Below are 18,269 nucleotides of genomic sequence, written 5' to 3' on the forward strand. Positions count from 1 at the left end.
TAATAACCCAATTTGTCAAACCAAAATTCCCCTTATGGAGGAGCCTTCAAATTTGATTTTAAGTTTGACCTGCTTTATCTATCTTTGCCAGCTAAATCTTGAGCCATGGAAATCAAAAACCAGCAGTACAGCATTCAGGGAATACCTCTCCTGGAAATCGCCAGAAAATACCAAACGCCTGTGTATGTGTACGATGGGCAAAAAATCCTGCAGCAGGTAGCGGCCTTGAAAAATGCCTTCTCCACGGTAAATATGAAAATCAAATATGCTACCAAAGCCCTGTCTAATATCAGTATTCTGCAATTGATGCGAAAAGCCGGTACGGGGGTGGATGCAGTTTCTATAGAAGAGGTCAAACTTTGTCTGCATGCCGGTTTTGTCCCCGGGGACATCATGTACACTCCAAACTGCGTGGATTTTGAGGAGATCCGGGAGGCGGTCGACCTGGGTGTAATGGTAAATGTAGACAACATCCCCATGCTCGAACATTTTGGAACCGAATATGGCAATAGCGTCCCACTCTGCATCCGGCTGAACCCACATATTCTGGCAGGAGGCAATTCTAAAATCTCAGTTGGTCATATCGACAGTAAATTTGGCATTTCCATTTTGCAATTGAAGCACGTGCTGAAAATCGTGGAGGCCTATGAGCTGAATGTTGCAGGCCTGCATGTGCATACCGGTTCGGATATTCTCGATGCTGAAGTATTTCTGAAAGGTGCCGAGATCCTTTTCGATGCCGCCCGTGAATTTGCCGATTTGGAATTCCTGGATTTTGGCGGTGGCTTTAAGGTTGGCTACAAAGATGGAGACATCACCACCGACATCGCCGATGTGGGACAGAAGGTTTCCAAAGCCTTTCAGGAATTTTGTAAAGAATATGGAAAAGAGCTTGAAATCTGGTTTGAACCCGGAAAATTTCTCGTAAGTGAATGCGGCTATTTGCTGGTAAAAGCAAACGTGGTGAAACCCACTCCCGCCACTACCTTTGTAGGTGTGGATTCCGGACTCAACCACCTGCTCCGTCCCATGATGTACGACGCCTACCATGGCGTGGTCAATATCTCCAAGCTTGATGGCCCCGAACGAGTGTACACCATTGTAGGCTACATCTGTGAGACGGACACCATCGCTGCCGACCGAAAACTCAAAGAAGTAAAGGAAGGAGATATCCTTGCCATTAAGAACGCAGGCGCCTATGGCTACAGCATGGCGTCCAATTACAATTCCAGGTTCAGGCCGGCGGAAGTACTCCTGATGGAGGGAAGGGACCACCTGATCCGCAGAAGAGAAACCTTCGAAGACCTGCTCCGGAATCAGGAATCCATCGAACTGTAAAAAAAACCATGAAGGGCGAAAAAATTTTCGCCCTTTTTTATTGTCCACTTCCCGGTATTTCTTCCAAAATTCCGGATAGAAAATTCATTTTTTACTCCACCAAATAAAGGATGGTTTTATACCATTAAATCCCAAGAAAATTATTTTTTTGAAGAATTTGCAAATTCTAATTTTATTCTATTATTTATCAAAATAAAACATGTTTTAATCATTTCATTTATATGTATTCTAATCACATAAAATAATATTTCAAAAAATAAGGTGCAAAAAAAGCCTTACGTAGAACAAAATTTATAGTTTAAAAACAGACAGGCAGTCAATTTTTTTGATTGGGCAATTGGGTTTGGGCAATCAACGCCCAAGAGGTGATACAAAACAAAAATTTAACTTTCAACATAGCATAGAAATGATGGCGTCCAAAACAAAGGCAATCATGCAGATCCATCTTGACCAAAAAGATGTGAGTATCATAGGAAAAGATCTGCTGGAATATGCCGAGACATTAAGTGAAGCGTTGGGAATGGATACCTTAAACATCCTGAAAGAAATGAAAGCGGGTGATTTGAATCACCTGATCCTAACTTTCAATCACTATTTCAGTGATTATATTGAACTGCTTGACTCCGACCACAGGATGAGTTCCTGATTTTTTAGTCAATTTATACAAGCGTAAAAAGCTATTTTATGTAAACATTTGGAACGAAACAGTGCTTTATTGGATATACCAACAAAGCAAACATGGAAAAAACCCTGAGGCTTATTTTAGGTGATCAGTTGAACCGGCAGCATTCCTGGTTTAAAAAAAAACAAGATGCTGCGGTTTATCTGATGATGGAATTGAGACAGGAAACGGATTATGTGCAGCACCACATTCAGAAAGTGCTGGCCTTTTTTCAATCCATGCGGCTGTTTGCCCAATGGCTGGAAAAGGAAGGGCATAAGGTGATCTATCTGAGTATTGAACAAAAAGAAAACCGGCAGGAGCTGGAGCAAAACATTCGCTACCTGATCAAAAGGGAAGATTTTAAACAATTTAACTATATCCTGCCTGATGAATACAGGCTGGATAGACAAATAAGGAATATCTGTAAACAGCTGGAAATTGAAACAAAGAGTTTCGATGCAGAACATTTTTTAAGCGACAGGCTGGCGGTAAAATCTTTCTTTTCGGGTAAAAAAACATTCCTGATGGAATTATTTTACCACTCTATGCGGGAAAAATACGACATCCTGATGGATGGCAACAAGCCGGCCGGCGGAAAATGGAACTTTGACCAGGAAAACAGGAACAAATTTGATGAAAAAATAATGGTCCCGTCTGCACCGGTTTTTAATCGGGACCTCAGTGACTTGCTTCACACCATCCGCAAAGCTGGTATCAAAACCATTGGAGAAGTAGATCCTAAAAATTTTCAATGGCCTTGTTGCAGGGAAGAAGCACTGGAATTGCTGGCGCATTTCTGTGACAATTTGCTGCCCCATTTTGGCCGGTACCAGGATGCCATGCATTCCCAACACCCATTCCTGTTCCACAGCAAGCTCAGTTTTGCCTTAAACTCCAAAATGCTGCATCCGTTGGAAGTGATCCGGAAGGCGGCTGCCTGCCGGGAAAAGAATCCAGACAAATACGGTATTGCCCAGGTAGAAGGTTTTATTCGTCAAATTCTGGGATGGAGGGAGTTTATGCGGGGAGTATACTGGGCAAAGATGCCCGATTTCGCGACCATGAATTTCTTTGGACATAAGCGGCCTTTGCCCGCATTTTTCTGGGATGGAAAGACCAAAATGAATTGCCTGCACCATGCCATCAAACAATCTCTGGATCATGCCTATGCCCACCACATTCAGCGCCTGATGGTAACCGGCAATTTTGCCCTGCTGGCCGGACTGGATCCGGATGAGGTGGATCAGTGGTACCTGGGAATTTATGTAGATGCAATTGAATGGGTGGAAATCACCAATACCCGTGGCATGAGCCAGTTTGCAGATGGAGGCATAGTGGGCACCAAGCCCTATGTATCTTCGGCCAACTATATCGACAAAATGAGTAATTACTGCGGTGATTGTCATTATGCAAAAACAAAAAAAACCGGGGATAAGGCATGCCCCTTCAACAGTCTGTATTGGTCCTTTTACGAGCGAAACAGGGATAAACTGGAAAACAACCCCCGCATAGGCTTTGTGTACAACACGCTCTCGAAGATGAAGCAAAAGGATGAAATACTGGAGCAGGCAGAAAGGTATTTGAAAGATCTGGATGAGCTTTGAGAATTATCCAACTCATTTGTCCCTAAAAATTTGAAACCATATAAGTATAATAACCTGAGTCCGATTTTAAGGCTTAATGAATTGTTGTACCTTTTCCTTTGTAGAAATGGTAATAATAAAATGACCCAAACCTTATATTACCTTACATGCCTTATATGGTTTAAAAAAGAGGGAACCATATAAGGGATATAAGGACATATAATAGGGGAAGAGTGGGTTTTATCTGGGTAAATTTGCGTAATCTGTGGTGCAAATATTTTTTGAGTTTTTAAACAAATTCTTCGGAAAATAGTTTATATTAGGTGTTGATTAAACATTTAAAAAGATGTATTGGAGTTTAGATGCGTTTTTTCAGCAGAATCTAAGGCTGAATGAAAACGAAAAGTTGAAATTGATAAAAACATATATCAAAAACTTAAAAAGTGAGAAAAAAAAGAGGGGCTGAAAGCCCCCTTTTTTGTTTAATCTTTTTTGATCAATCCTTCTGTCAACTTATTGAGCGCCTCCACCTTGTATTCAAAGTCTCCCTTCAGCGTATCCCTGTACCTGTTGATGTTTTCCACCATTTCGTTGATGTCCTCCGGAATGGTTTCTTCCAGCAATTGCCTCAGGCGCTTGGCCGTTGTAGGGCTTTTGCCATTGGTGCTGATGGCAATTTTTACATTTCCTTTGGTCACGATTCCTCCCAGATAGAAGTCGCAATATTCAGGTGTATCCGCCACATTGACCAGCAGATACCGGCTCTTGGCATCATGGTAGATGGTCTTGTTTACCGCTTTGTCGTCAGTGGCCGCTATCACCATGTGCTTGTTTTCCAGATAACTGGGATGATAGGCTGCCTGCACAAGCTGTATATTGTCATTATTTGCAGCGATATCCCTGATTTCATCGGATATCTCTATGGATACCACCGTAACCCTGGCCTGAGGGCTGGATTTGAGCAGGAAGGTTAACTTTTCCAGTCCCACAAAACCGGCACCTACGAGCAAGGTTTCCAGCTGATGTACTTTCAGAAAGATCGGATACAATTCATTCATAGGTTCAGGAAATCAATTTATGGTCGCACACAACTTCTTCAAATATTGCCCTCAACTGGGGGCTTTCCTTTACCACTTCACCAATAATGATAATCGCCGGAGCACCAATTTTGTTTTCCCTGGCTTTTTTCTGAATGTCCGTAATGGTACCTGCCACCACCTTTTCCTCACGGGTAGTACCCCTTTCGATAATGGCAATGGCTTTGTCCGACAATCCCTCATCCTCATAAATGCCTACAATTTCATCCAGCTTTCTGGTACCCATCAGTAACACCACAGTGGCCTTGGACCTGCTGGCCAATTTCAAATCATCCGATAAGGCTCCGCTTGAAGTAGTGCCGGTAATCACCCAGTAGCTTTCCGAAACACCTCTTTTGGTCACAGGTATGCCGACAGATGCAGGCACCGCAACCGTAGATGATATGCCCGGTACCACATCTGTGGTGATGCCAAACTGATGGATAAAGTCCAGTTCTTCAGCACCTCTACCAAAGACAAAAGGATCGCCTCCCTTCAGCCGCACTACATGTCCATATTTTTGGGCATAATACACGCAAAGTCTGTTGGTATCCTCCTGCGGATGCTGCCGGCTTCCATGCCTTTTTCCTACAAAAACCTTTATGGCTTTACCAGGAGCATGGTTGAGCAGGGCCCTGTCAATCAGTGCATCGTACAGTACCACATCGGCCTTATTTAAAGCCAGAACACCTTTCAATGTTATCAATTCCGGGTCGCCGGGACCCGCACCTACCAATGTCACCCTTGGTCTGATCTCATTCATCACGCATGTACTTCTTTAGACCTGAATTCACTGATCGCTTCAAATACCCGCTCAGCAGTTTTATAGTACTCACCCGCAAATGAAGCTGTAGGTGGATTTTGTTTAATTTGATATACCAGCTCTGAAAAGGTAGCCCCAAGGTTGATTTTTCCGCTCTCGATAAAATGATTTTCGAATTCGGTTACGATGTTGGCGTAGCTGTTGGTATTTACTCCCTCAGCAGTTAAGATGGCTTTGGCGGCATTAATCATCCCTGTGTATGACTGGTAGATTCCGTCTGCCCACTTCTCTGCCTTCAGGCTATCCTCCGCATCAGCCAGCTTTTCCCGGGCTTCCAGTAACAAGGTGGACACCAGATCGATCACCACACCGGCACACTCTCCCACGCCGATGGCTTTCACATAGGGTTCATCATTGCCCCAATCTATGAAATCCGTTTCCGTGATGTTGTCGGTTCCGGCCAGCGGCTTGAGCATCTCGTAGAAATACATCTGCCCTTTTCTTTCGTAATAGAAGGCGTAATTCTCCCCTTTTTCTGCCTGGGACTTATAGTCGTCCAGTAGCAGCCTGAGAGCCTGAGGTCCTCTTTTGCTCGGTATTTTGATCACCTTATCGGCAAATTTACCCTGTCCGTCGCCCAGTGTGGCCCCACCTAGCAGTACCTGAAGGGCCGGAAGAACGGACTTGCCCGCCTTCATCGACATTCCCTGAAAGCCTATAGATGCCATATTGTGCTGCCCGCAGGCATTCATACATCCCGAGATCTTAATGGTAAGGTCCTTATCCAGCAAAAATTCCGGGTACTCATCGATGATCAACTTGCCCATCACATCTGCCGCTCCGGTACTGCTGGCAATGCCCAGGTTACAGGTATCGGTACCCGGGCAAGCGGTAATGTCTCCTATAGAGTTGTATCCGTAATCGGCCAGTCCGAGCTTTTTAAGTTCCTGATAGAAGTATGGGATCAATTCTTCCTTCACATCACGAATCAGAAAGTTTTGCCTGAGCGTAAACCGCAATTCATCATTCGCGAAGTCTTTGATCAATTTTGCCAATTGCCTTGCTTCTTTGGTATAGAAGTCACCCAGGTGAATTTTTACCCCTAAGGCAAAATAACCAGGCTGCTTTTGGGGCAATACATTGGTCAATCTCCAACGCCTGTAATTTTCATCTGTGGGAACAGTAAAATCAGGCTGTGCCGGATTGGGCAATGATTTAGATGCCTCAAAATCCGTTACATCTATCGGGTAAGACTGGTGCTGCAGGGCAGCCTGCTCTTCTTTAACCAACTGCAGGAATTCTTCCACTCCCAATTTGGTGATCAGAAATTTCATCCGGGCTTTCATCCTTTTGGCCCTTTCACCATGCCGGTCAAAAACACGAACCACTCCTTCAATAAAAGGGATCAACTGGTCGGTGGGCAGAAACTCATGCACCACATCTCCATGTCGGGGTTGAGAACCGAGGCCTCCACCCAGAAGCACTTTAAAGCCTCTTTCTGCTGCCGCCCCTTCTCCTTTTACCTTGGCGATAAAACCCAGATCATGCAGGTAAGAAAGTGCAGTGTCTTCCTCACTGGAAGAGAAGCTGATCTTAAACTTCCTGCCCATCTCCTGGCAAATGGGATTGCGCAGCATGTATTTAAAAGTCGCGTCCGCGTAGGGGGTCACATCAAAGGGCTCATTGGGATCTATGCCGGCCGTTTCAGAGGCAGTGACATTCCTGACCGTATTTCCACAAGCCTCCCGTATCGTCACATCGTCTTTGTCCAGTTCAGCCCATAATTCAGGGGTCCTGTCCAGACTCACATAGTGGATTTGAATGTCCTGACGGGTCGTTATGTGTAACCTTCCGGTAGAGTACTTTTCAGAAACATCACAGATTCGATTGAGCTGGGAAGATGTCACGCGGCCAAAGGGAAGCTTGATCCGGATCATTTGTACGCCTTCCTGGCGCTGACCATATATGCCCCTTGCCAATCGCAGGCTTCTGAATTTTTCCTCGTCTATCTTCCCGTTTCTAAAAAGGGATATTTTCTTCTCCAGTTCAAGGATATCTTTTTCTACAACCGGATTTTCTATTTCTGTTCTGAAACTTTGCATGGTAATATTTTTTCGGTTTTTAACCTTTTTTGTTGAATTAGGATTTGTTGGCTACCTGTGGCTCGCGTTCATGGAGGCCACATTCCTTATGGGAAGTTTCCCACCACCATCTTCCTGCCCGGGGGTCTTCACCGGGTTCTATCGCCCGGGTACACGGTGCACATCCGATGCTGACGAATCCCTTGTCGTGCAGCGGATTATAGGGGATCTTATTCGTATTGATATAGGATAGCATTTCATCCATGGTCCAGTGCAGCAAGGGATTGTACTTCAGGATTTGGTTACCCTCATCCCATTCCAGCAGCTGCATGTTTTCCCGGTTTGGGCTTTGTTCCGCCCGCAATCCGGTAATCCAGACACTATTTCCCTTCAAGGCACGCTTGAGTGGCTCTACTTTTCTAACGTAGCAACAGGATTTCCTGTTCTCCACCGACTGATAAAAACCATTGATACCGTTTTTGGAGACCAGATCCTCTACCGCTTTTGTTTCCGGGTAGTAAGGTTTGATATCCACACCATATTTGACAATGGTCCTGGCCAGCAGATCATAGGTCTCGTAGAATAATCTACCGGTATCTAAGGTAAATATATTTATCGGCAGACTGTTTTTTGCAATGATTTCTGTAATCACCTGATCTTCCTGCCCCAGAGAAGTGGAAAAGACCACCTTCCCGGTAAAAAGATCAGTCAACAAACCCATACCTTCATTTATGGAAATGCTATCCAATTTATGGGTCAATTCTTTAATTTTTTTTGCTTCCATTGCACATTTCGGTTTTCGTGAATTGCAGGGACCGCTCCCCCAACCTCAGTAAGCCCCATAGTATACAGGGCTGCAAATACAAAAGTACATAAAACCTACAAATTATATAGAGTAAATGGAAAAAAATTTACTCGTTGGACAAAATATCCTGCAGGGTCTTCATTTCCAGTATTTTGAGGGTTTCGTCCCGCACTTCTATCATCACCTTGTTCAAGCCACATTGTTCCTGGTTTTCGCACTCTTCACAAGGTTCGTAATAATTGAGACTCACACAGGGAAGCAGGGCTATCGGGCCGTCCAGCAGACGGATAATACGGGAAAGGGGGATTTCTTTGGGTTCCTTGATCAGGTAATAGCCTCCACCTTTCCCTTTTTTACTCCCTAAAAAACCGGCCTTTTTCAACTCCAGCAGGATGTTTTCCAAAAATTTATGGGAAATATTGTGTTTTTCAGAAATTTCGGAAATCAATATGGCTCCCTGCTCTTTGTTTTTACCCAGATAAGTCAGGGCATGAAAAGCATATTTGGTTTTTTTTGAAAGCATGCGTCGTGCAAAAATGGTTGTATTGATTAAAGATAAGCACTTTCAATAAAAATGGGCAGAGAATTGCACAATTTATGAAAAAAGAGGAGATCTTATAAATTCAAATTGTTCAGGTAGGGTATAAAACCGGTTGATTGGTAAATTTCAATGCAGGTAAAACGGATAGCCGGTATCGATTCGTTCGCCAAAGGGATGTTTGGAATAGATGGAAAGGTTGATGCTTTCGTCATCCGGATCGGTACCTTCAGGTGCTATCAGATGAAAATGGTACCCTAAGGTCTCAGCTATACGAGGTCCGGATCCATAGGTTTCCACCATGAGTATCAGGTCCGGGTCAATCTCCCGGATGATGTCTATTACCCGGTCAGGCCCATCTGGAAGGTCGTTACCGCCGTGCAAGATGTTCCAGGCCATGACCTTCAGCGTCTTTTTACCGGATTGCGCCAGGACATCGGGTTCCAGGAGAAAAAAGCTAGCAAAGCAGGTGAATAGTATTATTTGTTTCACTGTGTGGTTTCGTTTATAAATTATACCTGCGATGGGCCGCTTATTTTGATAAAAAGCGACCGTCTTTAAATATACAAAGGTTTCAGCAAATCTCCCTGCCCCCTTGGAAGGGGGATTTGGGTGCATACGGATTTACAGTTAAGATATTACCCTGAGACTTTCTCAGCCCGTCTCAAGGACACCAATTCAGCTTTAAGCTGCCATTCAGCAACTCCAATCATTCTAAGATCGACGTGTAAACAAAAAAAGGGAAGGCGAGTTTCAATACCCACCTTCCCTTACTGTATTCCTGTTTGTTTGTTTAGATCAACTCCACGCTTCTTTTCACAAAGGCAGTGAGCTCTTTTCCTTTCAGCAGTCCCTGAGAAAGCAGGGCCAGGTCAAAAGCCTGCTTGGCCAACCTTTCCTGTTCTGCAGCATCTTCTGATTTCAAAATCCGGTCAATTACCGGGTGATTTCCGTTTACGCCCACCTTATAATTGTCCGGCATGGCCCCGTAGAATCCCATGCCTCCGTTTTGCGCCATGTCCTTCATCCTTCGCATAAATTCGTCCATGGTCACCGTCACGGGCAATTCCTCCGGACTGGAACCCTGAACTTCCACCGAATAGGTCTTGCTGTCAATGGCCTTCTCAAATATTTCTTTCACCTTTTTGGATTGCTCCTCAGTCAGCAGGTTCTCATATCCGCCTTCCTTCTCGATCAGCTTGTCCACTACATCGGCATCCACCCGCTTCAGGCTGGCATTTTCCAGTTTACCTTCCAAATGCTGGATAAAATGGCTGTCAATGGGCGAATCCATCAGCAACACATCGTAATCCTTTTTATTGGCCGACTGGATAAAGCTGTCCTGCTTATCAGGATCTGTGGCATACAGATAAACCAGTTTATCGTCTTTGCCGGTTTGGAAAGGTTTCACTTTCTCCCGGTATTCGTCCAGTGTATAATGCTCACCCTTCGTATTGGTAAACAGGGCAAAATCTTTTCCTTTCTCGTAAAACTTGTCTTCAGAGATCATCCCGTATTTCACAAAAAGACCAATGTCAGCCCACTTGCTTTCGTAGACTTTCCTGTCCTTTTTGAACAATTCACCCAGCTTGTCCGCTACCTTTTTGGTGATATAATTGTTGATTTTCTTGACGTTGCTATCTGCCTGCAGAAAGCTTCGGGAAACATTCAAGGGAATGTCGGGTGAGTCAATCACCCCGTGCAGCAGCATTAGGAATTCCGGTACAATATCCTTTACCTCATCGGTGATGAAAACCTGCCGGCTGAACAATTTGATTTTATTGCGCTGCAGTTCAAAGTCTTTCTTTACTTTGGGAAAATACAGGACTCCGGTAAGGTTGAATGGATAATCCACATTCAGATGGATCCAGAAAAGCGGATCTTCGCTCATAGGATACAATTCCTTATAGAATTTAAGGTAATCCTCGTCTTTTAACTCGCTTGGCGCCTGTGTCCAGATGGGGTCGGTGGTATTGACTATATTGTCAACTTCTACCGATTTCCATTTCTTCTCTCCCTTGTCATCTACCCCGTCTTCTACACTTTCGGTTTTGGTTTCAAACCTGATCGGAACCGGAAGGAACTTGGCATACTTGTCAAGAATTTCCTGCAGCTTCCACTTATCCAGAAACTCCTCCGACTCACTATTGATGTGCAGGATCACGTCCGTTCCCCTTTCGGTTTTGTCGCCGGGACTGATTTCAAATTCGGTGCTGCCATCACAGACCCATTTGGCCGGCTCAGCGCCTTCCTCTCGGGATAGGGAATGGATTTCCACCGTGTCGGCCACCATAAAGGCCGAGTAAAAACCCAGACCAAACTTACCAATGATCTCATTGGCATCCTTGGCATCTTTGAACTTCTCTACAAATTCGGATGCTCCGGAAAAGGCAATCTGGTTGATGTATTTTTTGATTTCTTCGGCAGTCATGCCAATACCTTTATCCGATACGGTAATGGTCTTTTTGTCTTTGTCAAAGCTGACATCGATGGTCAGGTCGCCCAGCTCTCCTTTGTACTCACCCAAAGCAGCCAGCCTTTTGATTTTCTGCGTAGCGTCTACTGCGTTGGAAACGAGTTCCCTGAGAAAAATCTCATTATCAGAATAGAGAAACTTCTTGATAATGGGGAAAATATTTTCGGTATGGATCGAAATGGTACCTTTCTCCTGCATGGTATTTTTTATTTTTATGTAAACAAAGTCCTTATTGTAGAAATGGCTGGATCAAGTCTTGTTCCAAATTCATTTTAATGCCAAATTGTCAGTACCTGTTTCCGTTTAAAGATATCCTCTATTCCACATAAGGGAGCGTCAAGCGAGTTTACATGGAAGAATCCTGATTGACGATTCCCTAACTTTATTCAGAATATTTTGGTATTATGCGACACTATCAAAACAAGCCCAACATGCGACAGCTTTTCCTATTTCTCATCACCAGCATGACTCCCTTTGTCGACCACTGCCAAATGTTAGGTAATGAAAATAGTCCCTCATCGGGAATGGAACTTTGGTATACCTCCCCCGCCGACAACTGGCTGGCAGCCCTTCCCATTGGCAATGGGCGACTGGGAGCCATGGTTTATGGAGGCCTGCAGCAGGAACAAATTCAGCTCAATGAGGAAAGCTTATGGGCAGGGATGCCTGAAGACCCATACCCAGAAGATATCCGCAAACATTATGAAGCGTTCCAGCGATTGAACCTGGAAGGAAAATACCAGGAAGCCCTGAACTATGGGATGGAGCATTTGGCCGTGTCCCCTACCTCTATACGTTCCTATGAGCCGCTAGGTAAGCTACACATTTCCTTTGACCAGCAGGGCACGCCGGAAAATTACCGCAGATCCCTGGATATGGAAACAGGATTAGTAACAGTAACCTACAGCATTGAGGGAAAAAGATTTGTCAGGGAAGCTTTTGCTTCCAACAAATACAACGTGGTTTTTTATCGCTTTGAGAGTTTGGATGGAGCCCCGGTAAGCAGCTCGATCCGTTCTGACCGGGAAAAGGACATTGTTCAGCGTGTAGGAGAAAACCAAATTCTTTACGTAGATGGTCAGGTATATGACAATCCGGATGGCTACGATGATAATCCGGGAGGCTCGGGTGAAACAGGGCAGCACATGAAGTTCGCGGCCCAAATAATGGCATCCCTGGACGATGGTACCATCAGTGGAAATGAGAATACCCTCAACATAAAAAATAGTACCGGATACACTATTATTGTCAGTGCAGCAACGGATTATAATTTAGCTGAATTGAACTTTGACAGAAACATTGACGCTAAAGACACTGCCTTGAAATTTTTAGAAGATGCTGCTGAAACAGCTTACGAAACCGCTAAACAGGCGCATATTTCCGAGCACAGCGAGATGTTTAACCGGGTCAAACTTTCTATGGGAGGTACCCTTCAGGATACCATTCCCACAGACAAACGTTTGGCGCTGCTGCGTCAGGGCAGAAACGACAACCACCTTACGGAATTGTTCTTTCAATACGGAAGGTACCTCCTGATGGGTAGCTCGGTCAACAGGGCCATTCTGCCTGCAAACCTTCAGGGCATCTGGAACAAGGAAATGTGGGCTCCCTGGGAATCGGATTTTCACCTAAACATCAATCTACAGATGAACTACTGGCCTGCCGACCTGACCAATCTATCCGAGGCTTTTGTTCCCCTTTCCAATTTTATGGTAAAATTGGCGGAAAACGGTAGCACTACCGCAGAAAATTTCATCGGTTCCTCCGGTTGGATGGCCCATCATGTCTCCAATCCATTTGGACGAACGACTCCCTCCGGGTCGACCAGGGAATCTCAGGTTACCAACGGTTATTCCAACCCCCTGGCAGGTGCCTGGATGTCGCTATCCCTATGGCGGCACTATGAGTTTACCCAAGATCAAGACTATTTAAAAGAAACGTCCTACCCAGTGATTGCCGGCGCTGCCCGGTTTATTTTGGACTTCCTGAAGGAGAATGAAAAAGGCGAATTGGTCACGTCTCCTTCCTACTCACCAGAGAACGCCTATATTGATCCAACTACCGGCAAGCCAACGAGAAACACCACGGCTGCCAGCATGGACATCCAAATCATCAATGACATTTTTACGGCCTGCCTGAAAGCAGAGGAAATCCTTGGAGCGCAGCAATTGACTGCGGAAATAGAAAAAGCAAGGGCTAAATTACCTCCGATTAAAATTGGCAATGACGGCACCCTTCAGGAATGGTACGAGGACTATGAGGAGGCGGAGCCCGGCCACCGGCACATGTCTCACCTTTACGCCTTGTACCCGTCCAATCAAATCACTGCAGCAACACCCGAATTGTTCCAGGCTGCTGAAAAAACCATCGAAAGGCGACTTGCTTATGGTGGCGGCGGACAAACCGGCTGGAGCAGGGCATGGATTATCAATTTTTATGCGCGTTTACAGCAGGGAGACGAGGCCCTGGATCACATCCATCAAATGATGGCCAGCCAACTGGCTCCCAATATGTTTGATTTGCTGGGCGAGATCTTTCAGATTGAAGGCAATTTTGGGGCCACAGCAGGCATTGCCGAAATGCTCCTGCAGTCCCATGAGGATGGAATCATCCGCTTATTACCAGCCCTGCCTGAAGCATGGGCTACGGGCAAGGTAAGCGGACTGAAAGCACGCGGGAATTTTGAGGTAAGTATGGAATGGGAAGCCGGCAACCTTAAAAAAGCGACTATTCTGGCACTGAGCGGTGGAAAAGCCAAGGTGCTTTATAAGGATAAGGAATGGCTTATTGACTTAAAAAAAGGGGAGTCGGAATCGGTCTTTCCCGGATTTGAGGACTAGGAAGAGGTAAGGGTGAAGTTCTGATCCTTTACAATTTATAAGAAAGTTAATCCAATTCTTTTATTTAGTCCTTGTTCAAAAATCCTTATCAAGGTCGATAATTGTATATTCCCTTTTCCATTTTCAAGTTTAGAAATATAGCTTTTCTTCGTCCCTGCCTTTTCTGCCAACTGTTCCTGAGTCAGATTGGCGGCCTTCCTTGCTGCCTTCAACATTTCGCTTACAATAAACATTTGGGCACTTTCTTCATATTTAATTCGGCTTGCACTCCCCACTTTTCCATGCTCAAATTCAATCAGCTCATCAAATGTTTTGAGATCCTTATAATTTTTCATGGTTTTGGTTTTTTTGGACAATTCTGTGAGGGCTTTGACTCCAAATTTTTGTCTTGACGGAAGAACGAAAAAGATTTCAGGGCTAACGCCCCTCATTTTCGCCGACACAGGTTTCTTCTAATAAGATTACAGGGCTACGCCCCTGGTTTTAGTCACAAAATTAATGGGTGGGACTTTTTACTCAAGTTCCACAAGATGTGCTCTATTGAGCAAATAGGACGATTGTAGTTGCTGCTAAAACAGATTTTCACCCCACTTTATTCAAAGTGAGGTGAAAAATTACCAAGAATTTCCCGTTCACAGTCCAACAAATCCGCATTTTTGGCAACTGCATTGCTGTTATGAGGAAAATGAGATATCTACGAATTGGACCCGTATTGGTATAATTCAAAAGAAGGATTAACTGGTTCCAATACTAAATTCCAGTAAATTAAAATGATTCAATTGGCATGTCACAAACGGGCCTGGAGCCTGTGTAGCTATAAAAGGTTTATTTGAAATATATAAATTTCTGTAAACTATTCGAGCAAGAAATTTCTCTTTCAAACCATTGATTTCTCCGACAGTCGGTTTCTTAACAAAACGAGTCCGATTTGCTAATGGATTAACCGTTTGGTTTACCCCATTATTCCTTGGTCAGTGCTTCAAGCCTCTCCTGAAAGTTCGGGAACGAGGGATTGCCCATTCCTATTTTGCGATCATCCTTTAGCAAAAATGAAATAAAGGATACTTCCCCGATACCGTTCGCTTCATAAAATTCCCTATTCGGATCGTGAATTACGGGGTGCGAAAAATTGTTCTCTCTCAATTGCCGTATCAATTTGGAAGGATCTTTTTCCGAGATGTAGAAAAGGAAGGCGACCTCCTTGTTGTTTGATATCGCAGGTTGCCAGTCCAGGGTAGTAATGGACCGGCCGACTTTATTCATATATACTGCCACCTTGTATTTACTGTCAAACCAGCTGGTGTCAAATTTAACGGAATCGTCTGGCTCAATTACAGTTATATCTGTTGGGAAAACCATTTGTTTTCCGTCCCCGCCGGATGAATTACAGCCTACAGAAATGGTCAGAACGAAGCATAAAAAGATGATGTTTTGTATCAGATAGTTGGTTTTCATTGGGATTTGGTTTAAGTACTGAATTGTAGGTCGGAATAAACCAAAATTGGATTGTCATGATTCTTCAGTTCATTTAAGACTTCGGCTACAATTTTATTGCCTTCAAATTTTTCAGCATTCCGGATCAGATTTAAGGGATGGGTTGAAAAAACAATTTTGCCTGAATCTGTTATGGCAACGGAACGCTTAAAAATATCCCCCCAGCCTTCCTCCAGTTTATTTTTTTCAAAGGAAAACCTATTACATCCAGCTGAAGCGTTTCAATGACCTTTTTATCCGCTATAGAAAGCACTACCACCTCTGAATAGGAGCCCTTTCCGACCAGAAGTTCTACTCCCTTTTCGGAAACCGTAAAGTCATAAATCCGGCTGACTTTTCCCGCGCCTTCTCCTGTGCTGATTATTTTGCCCAAATATTGGCCGCTGTGGTCAAATTGGTGCACGGCATCTCTGATTTCTTCATCGAAAACAAAAATAAAATCAGGAGTGAGCTTTACCTTTAGATTGTCGGATAAAAAATTATTTCCTGTTGTCTCCAGCGGAACTATTTTATCCATTTTATAAGAAAAAGTATTTATTTCTACATTTTAAAACAGAATATGCTGGCTTTCCTCACCTTCAATTGTATAAGTGACAGGTCTATCACAAGCGGAGAAAGATATAATCCATATAAATATGCAGTAAAATTTGTTTTTCACATCATGTTAACTTGTAAAACCATAACGTATTGATTAAATATCTTAAAAATCAAAAACCACCACATTCGGATCCTCATCGGATGAAATACCAAAAAAACGCCTATTCTCTTCATCTACAGCCAGAGAAACCAGCGAATAATCCAGGGTATAGGTTTTTACCAACTTGCCATCGTAATCGAAAACAAAGATTTCTTTTGACAATTCGCCATTTTTATAATATAAATCTGCAGATTTCCCAAAATATAGTGCATAAATATATTCATCCCCAGCTATTATATCCATGTAGTAGCTGGAAAGGCTTCTATCTGTAAACTGTGCCATGGGATACCCCGCTGAGTAATCAACCACAAACGCTGGAATAACGTGCTCCGGACCACGGGTAGAAATTATTTCCCCACTTGAGAGATCCAGAATTTCAATAAAATCCCTAAAGCGTCCTCCTAACACATATTTTTTTTGAGCTGGGTTAAAGGACGTTCTCCCTTGGTGAACGGATTTGATTACATTGGGAGGGAGGGAAGGATCCGCAATTAGTTGGCTCCAGGTACCATAAGTGGTAAGCTGATTTCCAAGTGTATCGTAAAGTACATACTTATCGTCCCCATCTGCCAACCGGCATATTAGCTTATCATCCGAAAACCAACGTATATCTGTAGCCAAATACATATTTTGTGGTTGACGAAAAGCCTTTTGATAAAGTTCATCCGGTGATTCCAAATCAAACAATGCTATCAGTTTTTGGGTATGGTCATAGACCCAGATCTCATTTACAGATTTACCTTTCTCCAATTGATACGCTGTCGATATTTCCCCCGGACCAAAAACGTCTTTTCCCATTGTTTTAATTAGCGTTTCGCTTTCAGGATCGATAACATGCAGGTAATAATCTAAGGTTTTGCTCTCGCCGACCACCAGGTATTTTCCAGTCCAGAGAATGGATTCGGGGTCCAACAAGACAGAAAGGTTGAGCTTGTTACCCCGAAGCAAATCCGGTTCTGGAACATCTTCAATTTCTAGTTTATGAATAATATAGTTTTTATCTTGAGTTTCACTGGGTCCTTTCCCACAAGAAAAGAAAAAACCAAAAACCAGGAGTATCCAAATAGGGTATGAAGCGTGCATAGAAATAAAAAAAACACTAACGATAAATTAAATGAGTAGAGAAAAATTGCTTTATCTCTACTCATTTAAAATTTAGAATATTAAAAGCAGTCAGAATAACCACCATACCACAATGATTTTTTGAAAGTATCGCCTATGGGGTGCCCACATACTCCTGTATACCAGTCACAACAAAGTCCTCCATAACCACTCCCCGCAATCGCGTTCTCCAAAGCTACTTCGTTTTCCGAAAACGGTGCTTCCGTACCACTAACACCAAACTGCCAGCAGGCCACCAGCATAACCGCTACAGCCCCAAAGGCTGCCATTAATTTTCTTGCGTTCTGCGTTCAAGTAGAAATGTGAATACACGACATAATTCTAAAATCAACTAATTGCAAGAAGGAAAAACCTGTCAGGTTTGCTGACGACAAGCAATTCATTGATTTAATGACACTTAAATTGATTAAAAAAACCGACGGGTGCAACTATTTTTTTAAAAATATTGAAAAAAATTACAACTCATCTGTTTTAGACTGAGTTCGATCTAAATTCGGTGAAAACCCGTCTATTTCGTCACCGCAAACCCTTTTAGCGGGTTGCTCAGGTGGAAAAGGGTGTGGCAGTATCGCCAAATCGGAGGTTGTTGCGGCCCTCACAGTCTAAACATACCCCTCAGAACATCGATTTTTTAGCAATTTTCCTCTCTTGTCTCGGATTCAAACGCTTTTGTAGTATTGCTGTTTCAACGGCCCATTTTCTGATTGCGTTTTTAAAAAATGTTTCTTGTTAGAAAGACCTGATGGATACAAGGGCCTGCAAGGTCTCCACTGCCGATCTGGGATCGATCGT

General features: G+C 43.7%; 16 protein-coding genes. 4 read left to right on the forward strand and 12 right to left on the reverse strand.

What is annotated here, in order from left to right; all coding sequences use genetic code 11:
- Positions 1 to 105: 105 nt before the first annotated feature.
- The 3 genes from lysA to BUB19_RS03855 all read left to right on the forward strand — a co-directional run bounded on the left by lysA (position 106) and on the right by BUB19_RS03855 (position 3,606).
- On the forward strand, positions 106 to 1,338 hold the full coding sequence (gene lysA / locus BUB19_RS03845) for a diaminopimelate decarboxylase (protein ID WP_073092325.1): 1,233 nt from the start codon (positions 106 to 108) through the stop codon (positions 1,336 to 1,338).
- Positions 1,339 to 1,771: 433 nt separating this feature from the next.
- On the forward strand, positions 1,772 to 1,984 hold the full coding sequence (locus BUB19_RS03850) for a hypothetical protein (RefSeq protein ID WP_245802766.1): 213 nt from the start codon (positions 1,772 to 1,774) through the stop codon (positions 1,982 to 1,984).
- A 92-nt stretch (positions 1,985 to 2,076) separates the two neighbouring features.
- Positions 2,077 to 3,606 (forward strand): cryptochrome/photolyase family protein, encoded by a 1,530-nt coding sequence (locus tag BUB19_RS03855; RefSeq protein WP_073092328.1) that lies wholly within the window; start codon positions 2,077 to 2,079, stop codon positions 3,604 to 3,606.
- A 461-nt stretch (positions 3,607 to 4,067) separates the two neighbouring features.
- Here BUB19_RS03855 and BUB19_RS03860 read toward each other — a convergent pair whose 3' ends face one another.
- The 7 genes from BUB19_RS03860 to htpG form a co-directional block, all read right to left on the reverse strand.
- On the reverse strand, positions 4,068 to 4,643 hold the full coding sequence (locus tag BUB19_RS03860) for a precorrin-2 dehydrogenase/sirohydrochlorin ferrochelatase family protein (RefSeq protein ID WP_073092331.1): 576 nt from the start codon (positions 4,641 to 4,643) through the stop codon (positions 4,068 to 4,070).
- 4 nt (positions 4,644 to 4,647) lie between these two features.
- The gene (gene cobA, locus BUB19_RS03865; RefSeq protein ID WP_143155902.1) at positions 4,648 to 5,427 is read right to left on the reverse strand and encodes a uroporphyrinogen-III C-methyltransferase; all 780 of its coding nucleotides are present in this window, start codon (positions 5,425 to 5,427) and stop codon (positions 4,648 to 4,650) included.
- The gene (locus BUB19_RS03870) at positions 5,424 to 7,526 is read right to left on the reverse strand and encodes a HEPN domain-containing protein (protein ID WP_073092337.1); all 2,103 of its coding nucleotides are present in this window, start codon (positions 7,524 to 7,526) and stop codon (positions 5,424 to 5,426) included. The genes cobA and BUB19_RS03870 overlap by 4 nt, the downstream gene beginning before the upstream one ends.
- A gap of 37 nt (positions 7,527 to 7,563) precedes the next feature.
- Positions 7,564 to 8,289, reverse strand: a complete 726-nt coding sequence (locus tag BUB19_RS03875; protein ID WP_073092340.1) for a phosphoadenylyl-sulfate reductase — start codon at positions 8,287 to 8,289, stop codon at positions 7,564 to 7,566.
- A gap of 127 nt (positions 8,290 to 8,416) precedes the next feature.
- Positions 8,417 to 8,833 (reverse strand): RrF2 family transcriptional regulator, encoded by a 417-nt coding sequence (locus BUB19_RS03880; protein ID WP_073092343.1) that lies wholly within the window; start codon positions 8,831 to 8,833, stop codon positions 8,417 to 8,419.
- Positions 8,834 to 8,977: 144 nt separating this feature from the next.
- Positions 8,978 to 9,340 carry an endonuclease/exonuclease/phosphatase family protein gene (locus tag BUB19_RS03885; protein WP_143155903.1) on the reverse strand — a complete coding sequence of 121 codons (363 nt, stop codon included), beginning with the start codon at positions 9,338 to 9,340 and terminating at the stop codon, positions 8,978 to 8,980.
- A gap of 301 nt (positions 9,341 to 9,641) precedes the next feature.
- Positions 9,642 to 11,522 carry a molecular chaperone HtpG gene (gene htpG, locus BUB19_RS03890; protein WP_073092349.1) on the reverse strand — a complete coding sequence of 627 codons (1,881 nt, stop codon included), beginning with the start codon at positions 11,520 to 11,522 and terminating at the stop codon, positions 9,642 to 9,644.
- 233 nt (positions 11,523 to 11,755) lie between these two features.
- Here htpG and BUB19_RS03895 point away from each other — a divergent pair, with 233 nt between their 5' ends.
- Entirely contained in the window at positions 11,756 to 14,164 is a 2,409-nt protein-coding gene (locus BUB19_RS03895; RefSeq protein ID WP_245802767.1) for a glycoside hydrolase family 95 protein, read from the forward strand.
- Between the two features lie 35 nt (positions 14,165 to 14,199).
- Here the strand turns inward: BUB19_RS03895 and BUB19_RS03900 are convergent, their stop codons facing one another.
- The 5 genes from BUB19_RS03900 to BUB19_RS03920 all read right to left on the reverse strand — a co-directional run bounded on the left by BUB19_RS03900 (position 14,200) and on the right by BUB19_RS03920 (position 17,746).
- Positions 14,200 to 14,499 (reverse strand): helix-turn-helix domain-containing protein, encoded by a 300-nt coding sequence (locus tag BUB19_RS03900; RefSeq protein WP_073093161.1) that lies wholly within the window; start codon positions 14,497 to 14,499, stop codon positions 14,200 to 14,202.
- Positions 14,500 to 15,124: 625 nt separating this feature from the next.
- Positions 15,125 to 15,619 (reverse strand): hypothetical protein, encoded by a 495-nt coding sequence (locus BUB19_RS03905; protein WP_073092352.1) that lies wholly within the window; start codon positions 15,617 to 15,619, stop codon positions 15,125 to 15,127.
- A 169-nt stretch (positions 15,620 to 15,788) separates the two neighbouring features.
- A complete protein-coding gene (locus tag BUB19_RS03910) occupies positions 15,789 to 16,196 on the reverse strand; it encodes a 6-bladed beta-propeller (RefSeq protein WP_317041574.1) in 408 nt (135 codons plus the stop codon).
- Between the two features lie 162 nt (positions 16,197 to 16,358).
- Positions 16,359 to 17,270, reverse strand: a complete 912-nt coding sequence (locus BUB19_RS03915) for a BF3164 family lipoprotein (RefSeq protein WP_178371431.1) — start codon at positions 17,268 to 17,270, stop codon at positions 16,359 to 16,361.
- Between the two features lie 248 nt (positions 17,271 to 17,518).
- Positions 17,519 to 17,746 carry a hypothetical protein gene (locus tag BUB19_RS03920; protein WP_073092361.1) on the reverse strand — a complete coding sequence of 76 codons (228 nt, stop codon included), beginning with the start codon at positions 17,744 to 17,746 and terminating at the stop codon, positions 17,519 to 17,521.
- Positions 17,747 to 18,269: the final 523 nt, after the last annotated feature.

The sequence above is a fragment of the Cyclobacterium lianum genome (assembly GCF_900143075.1).
Lineage (GTDB): Bacteria > Bacteroidota > Bacteroidia > Cytophagales > Cyclobacteriaceae > Cyclobacterium > Cyclobacterium lianum.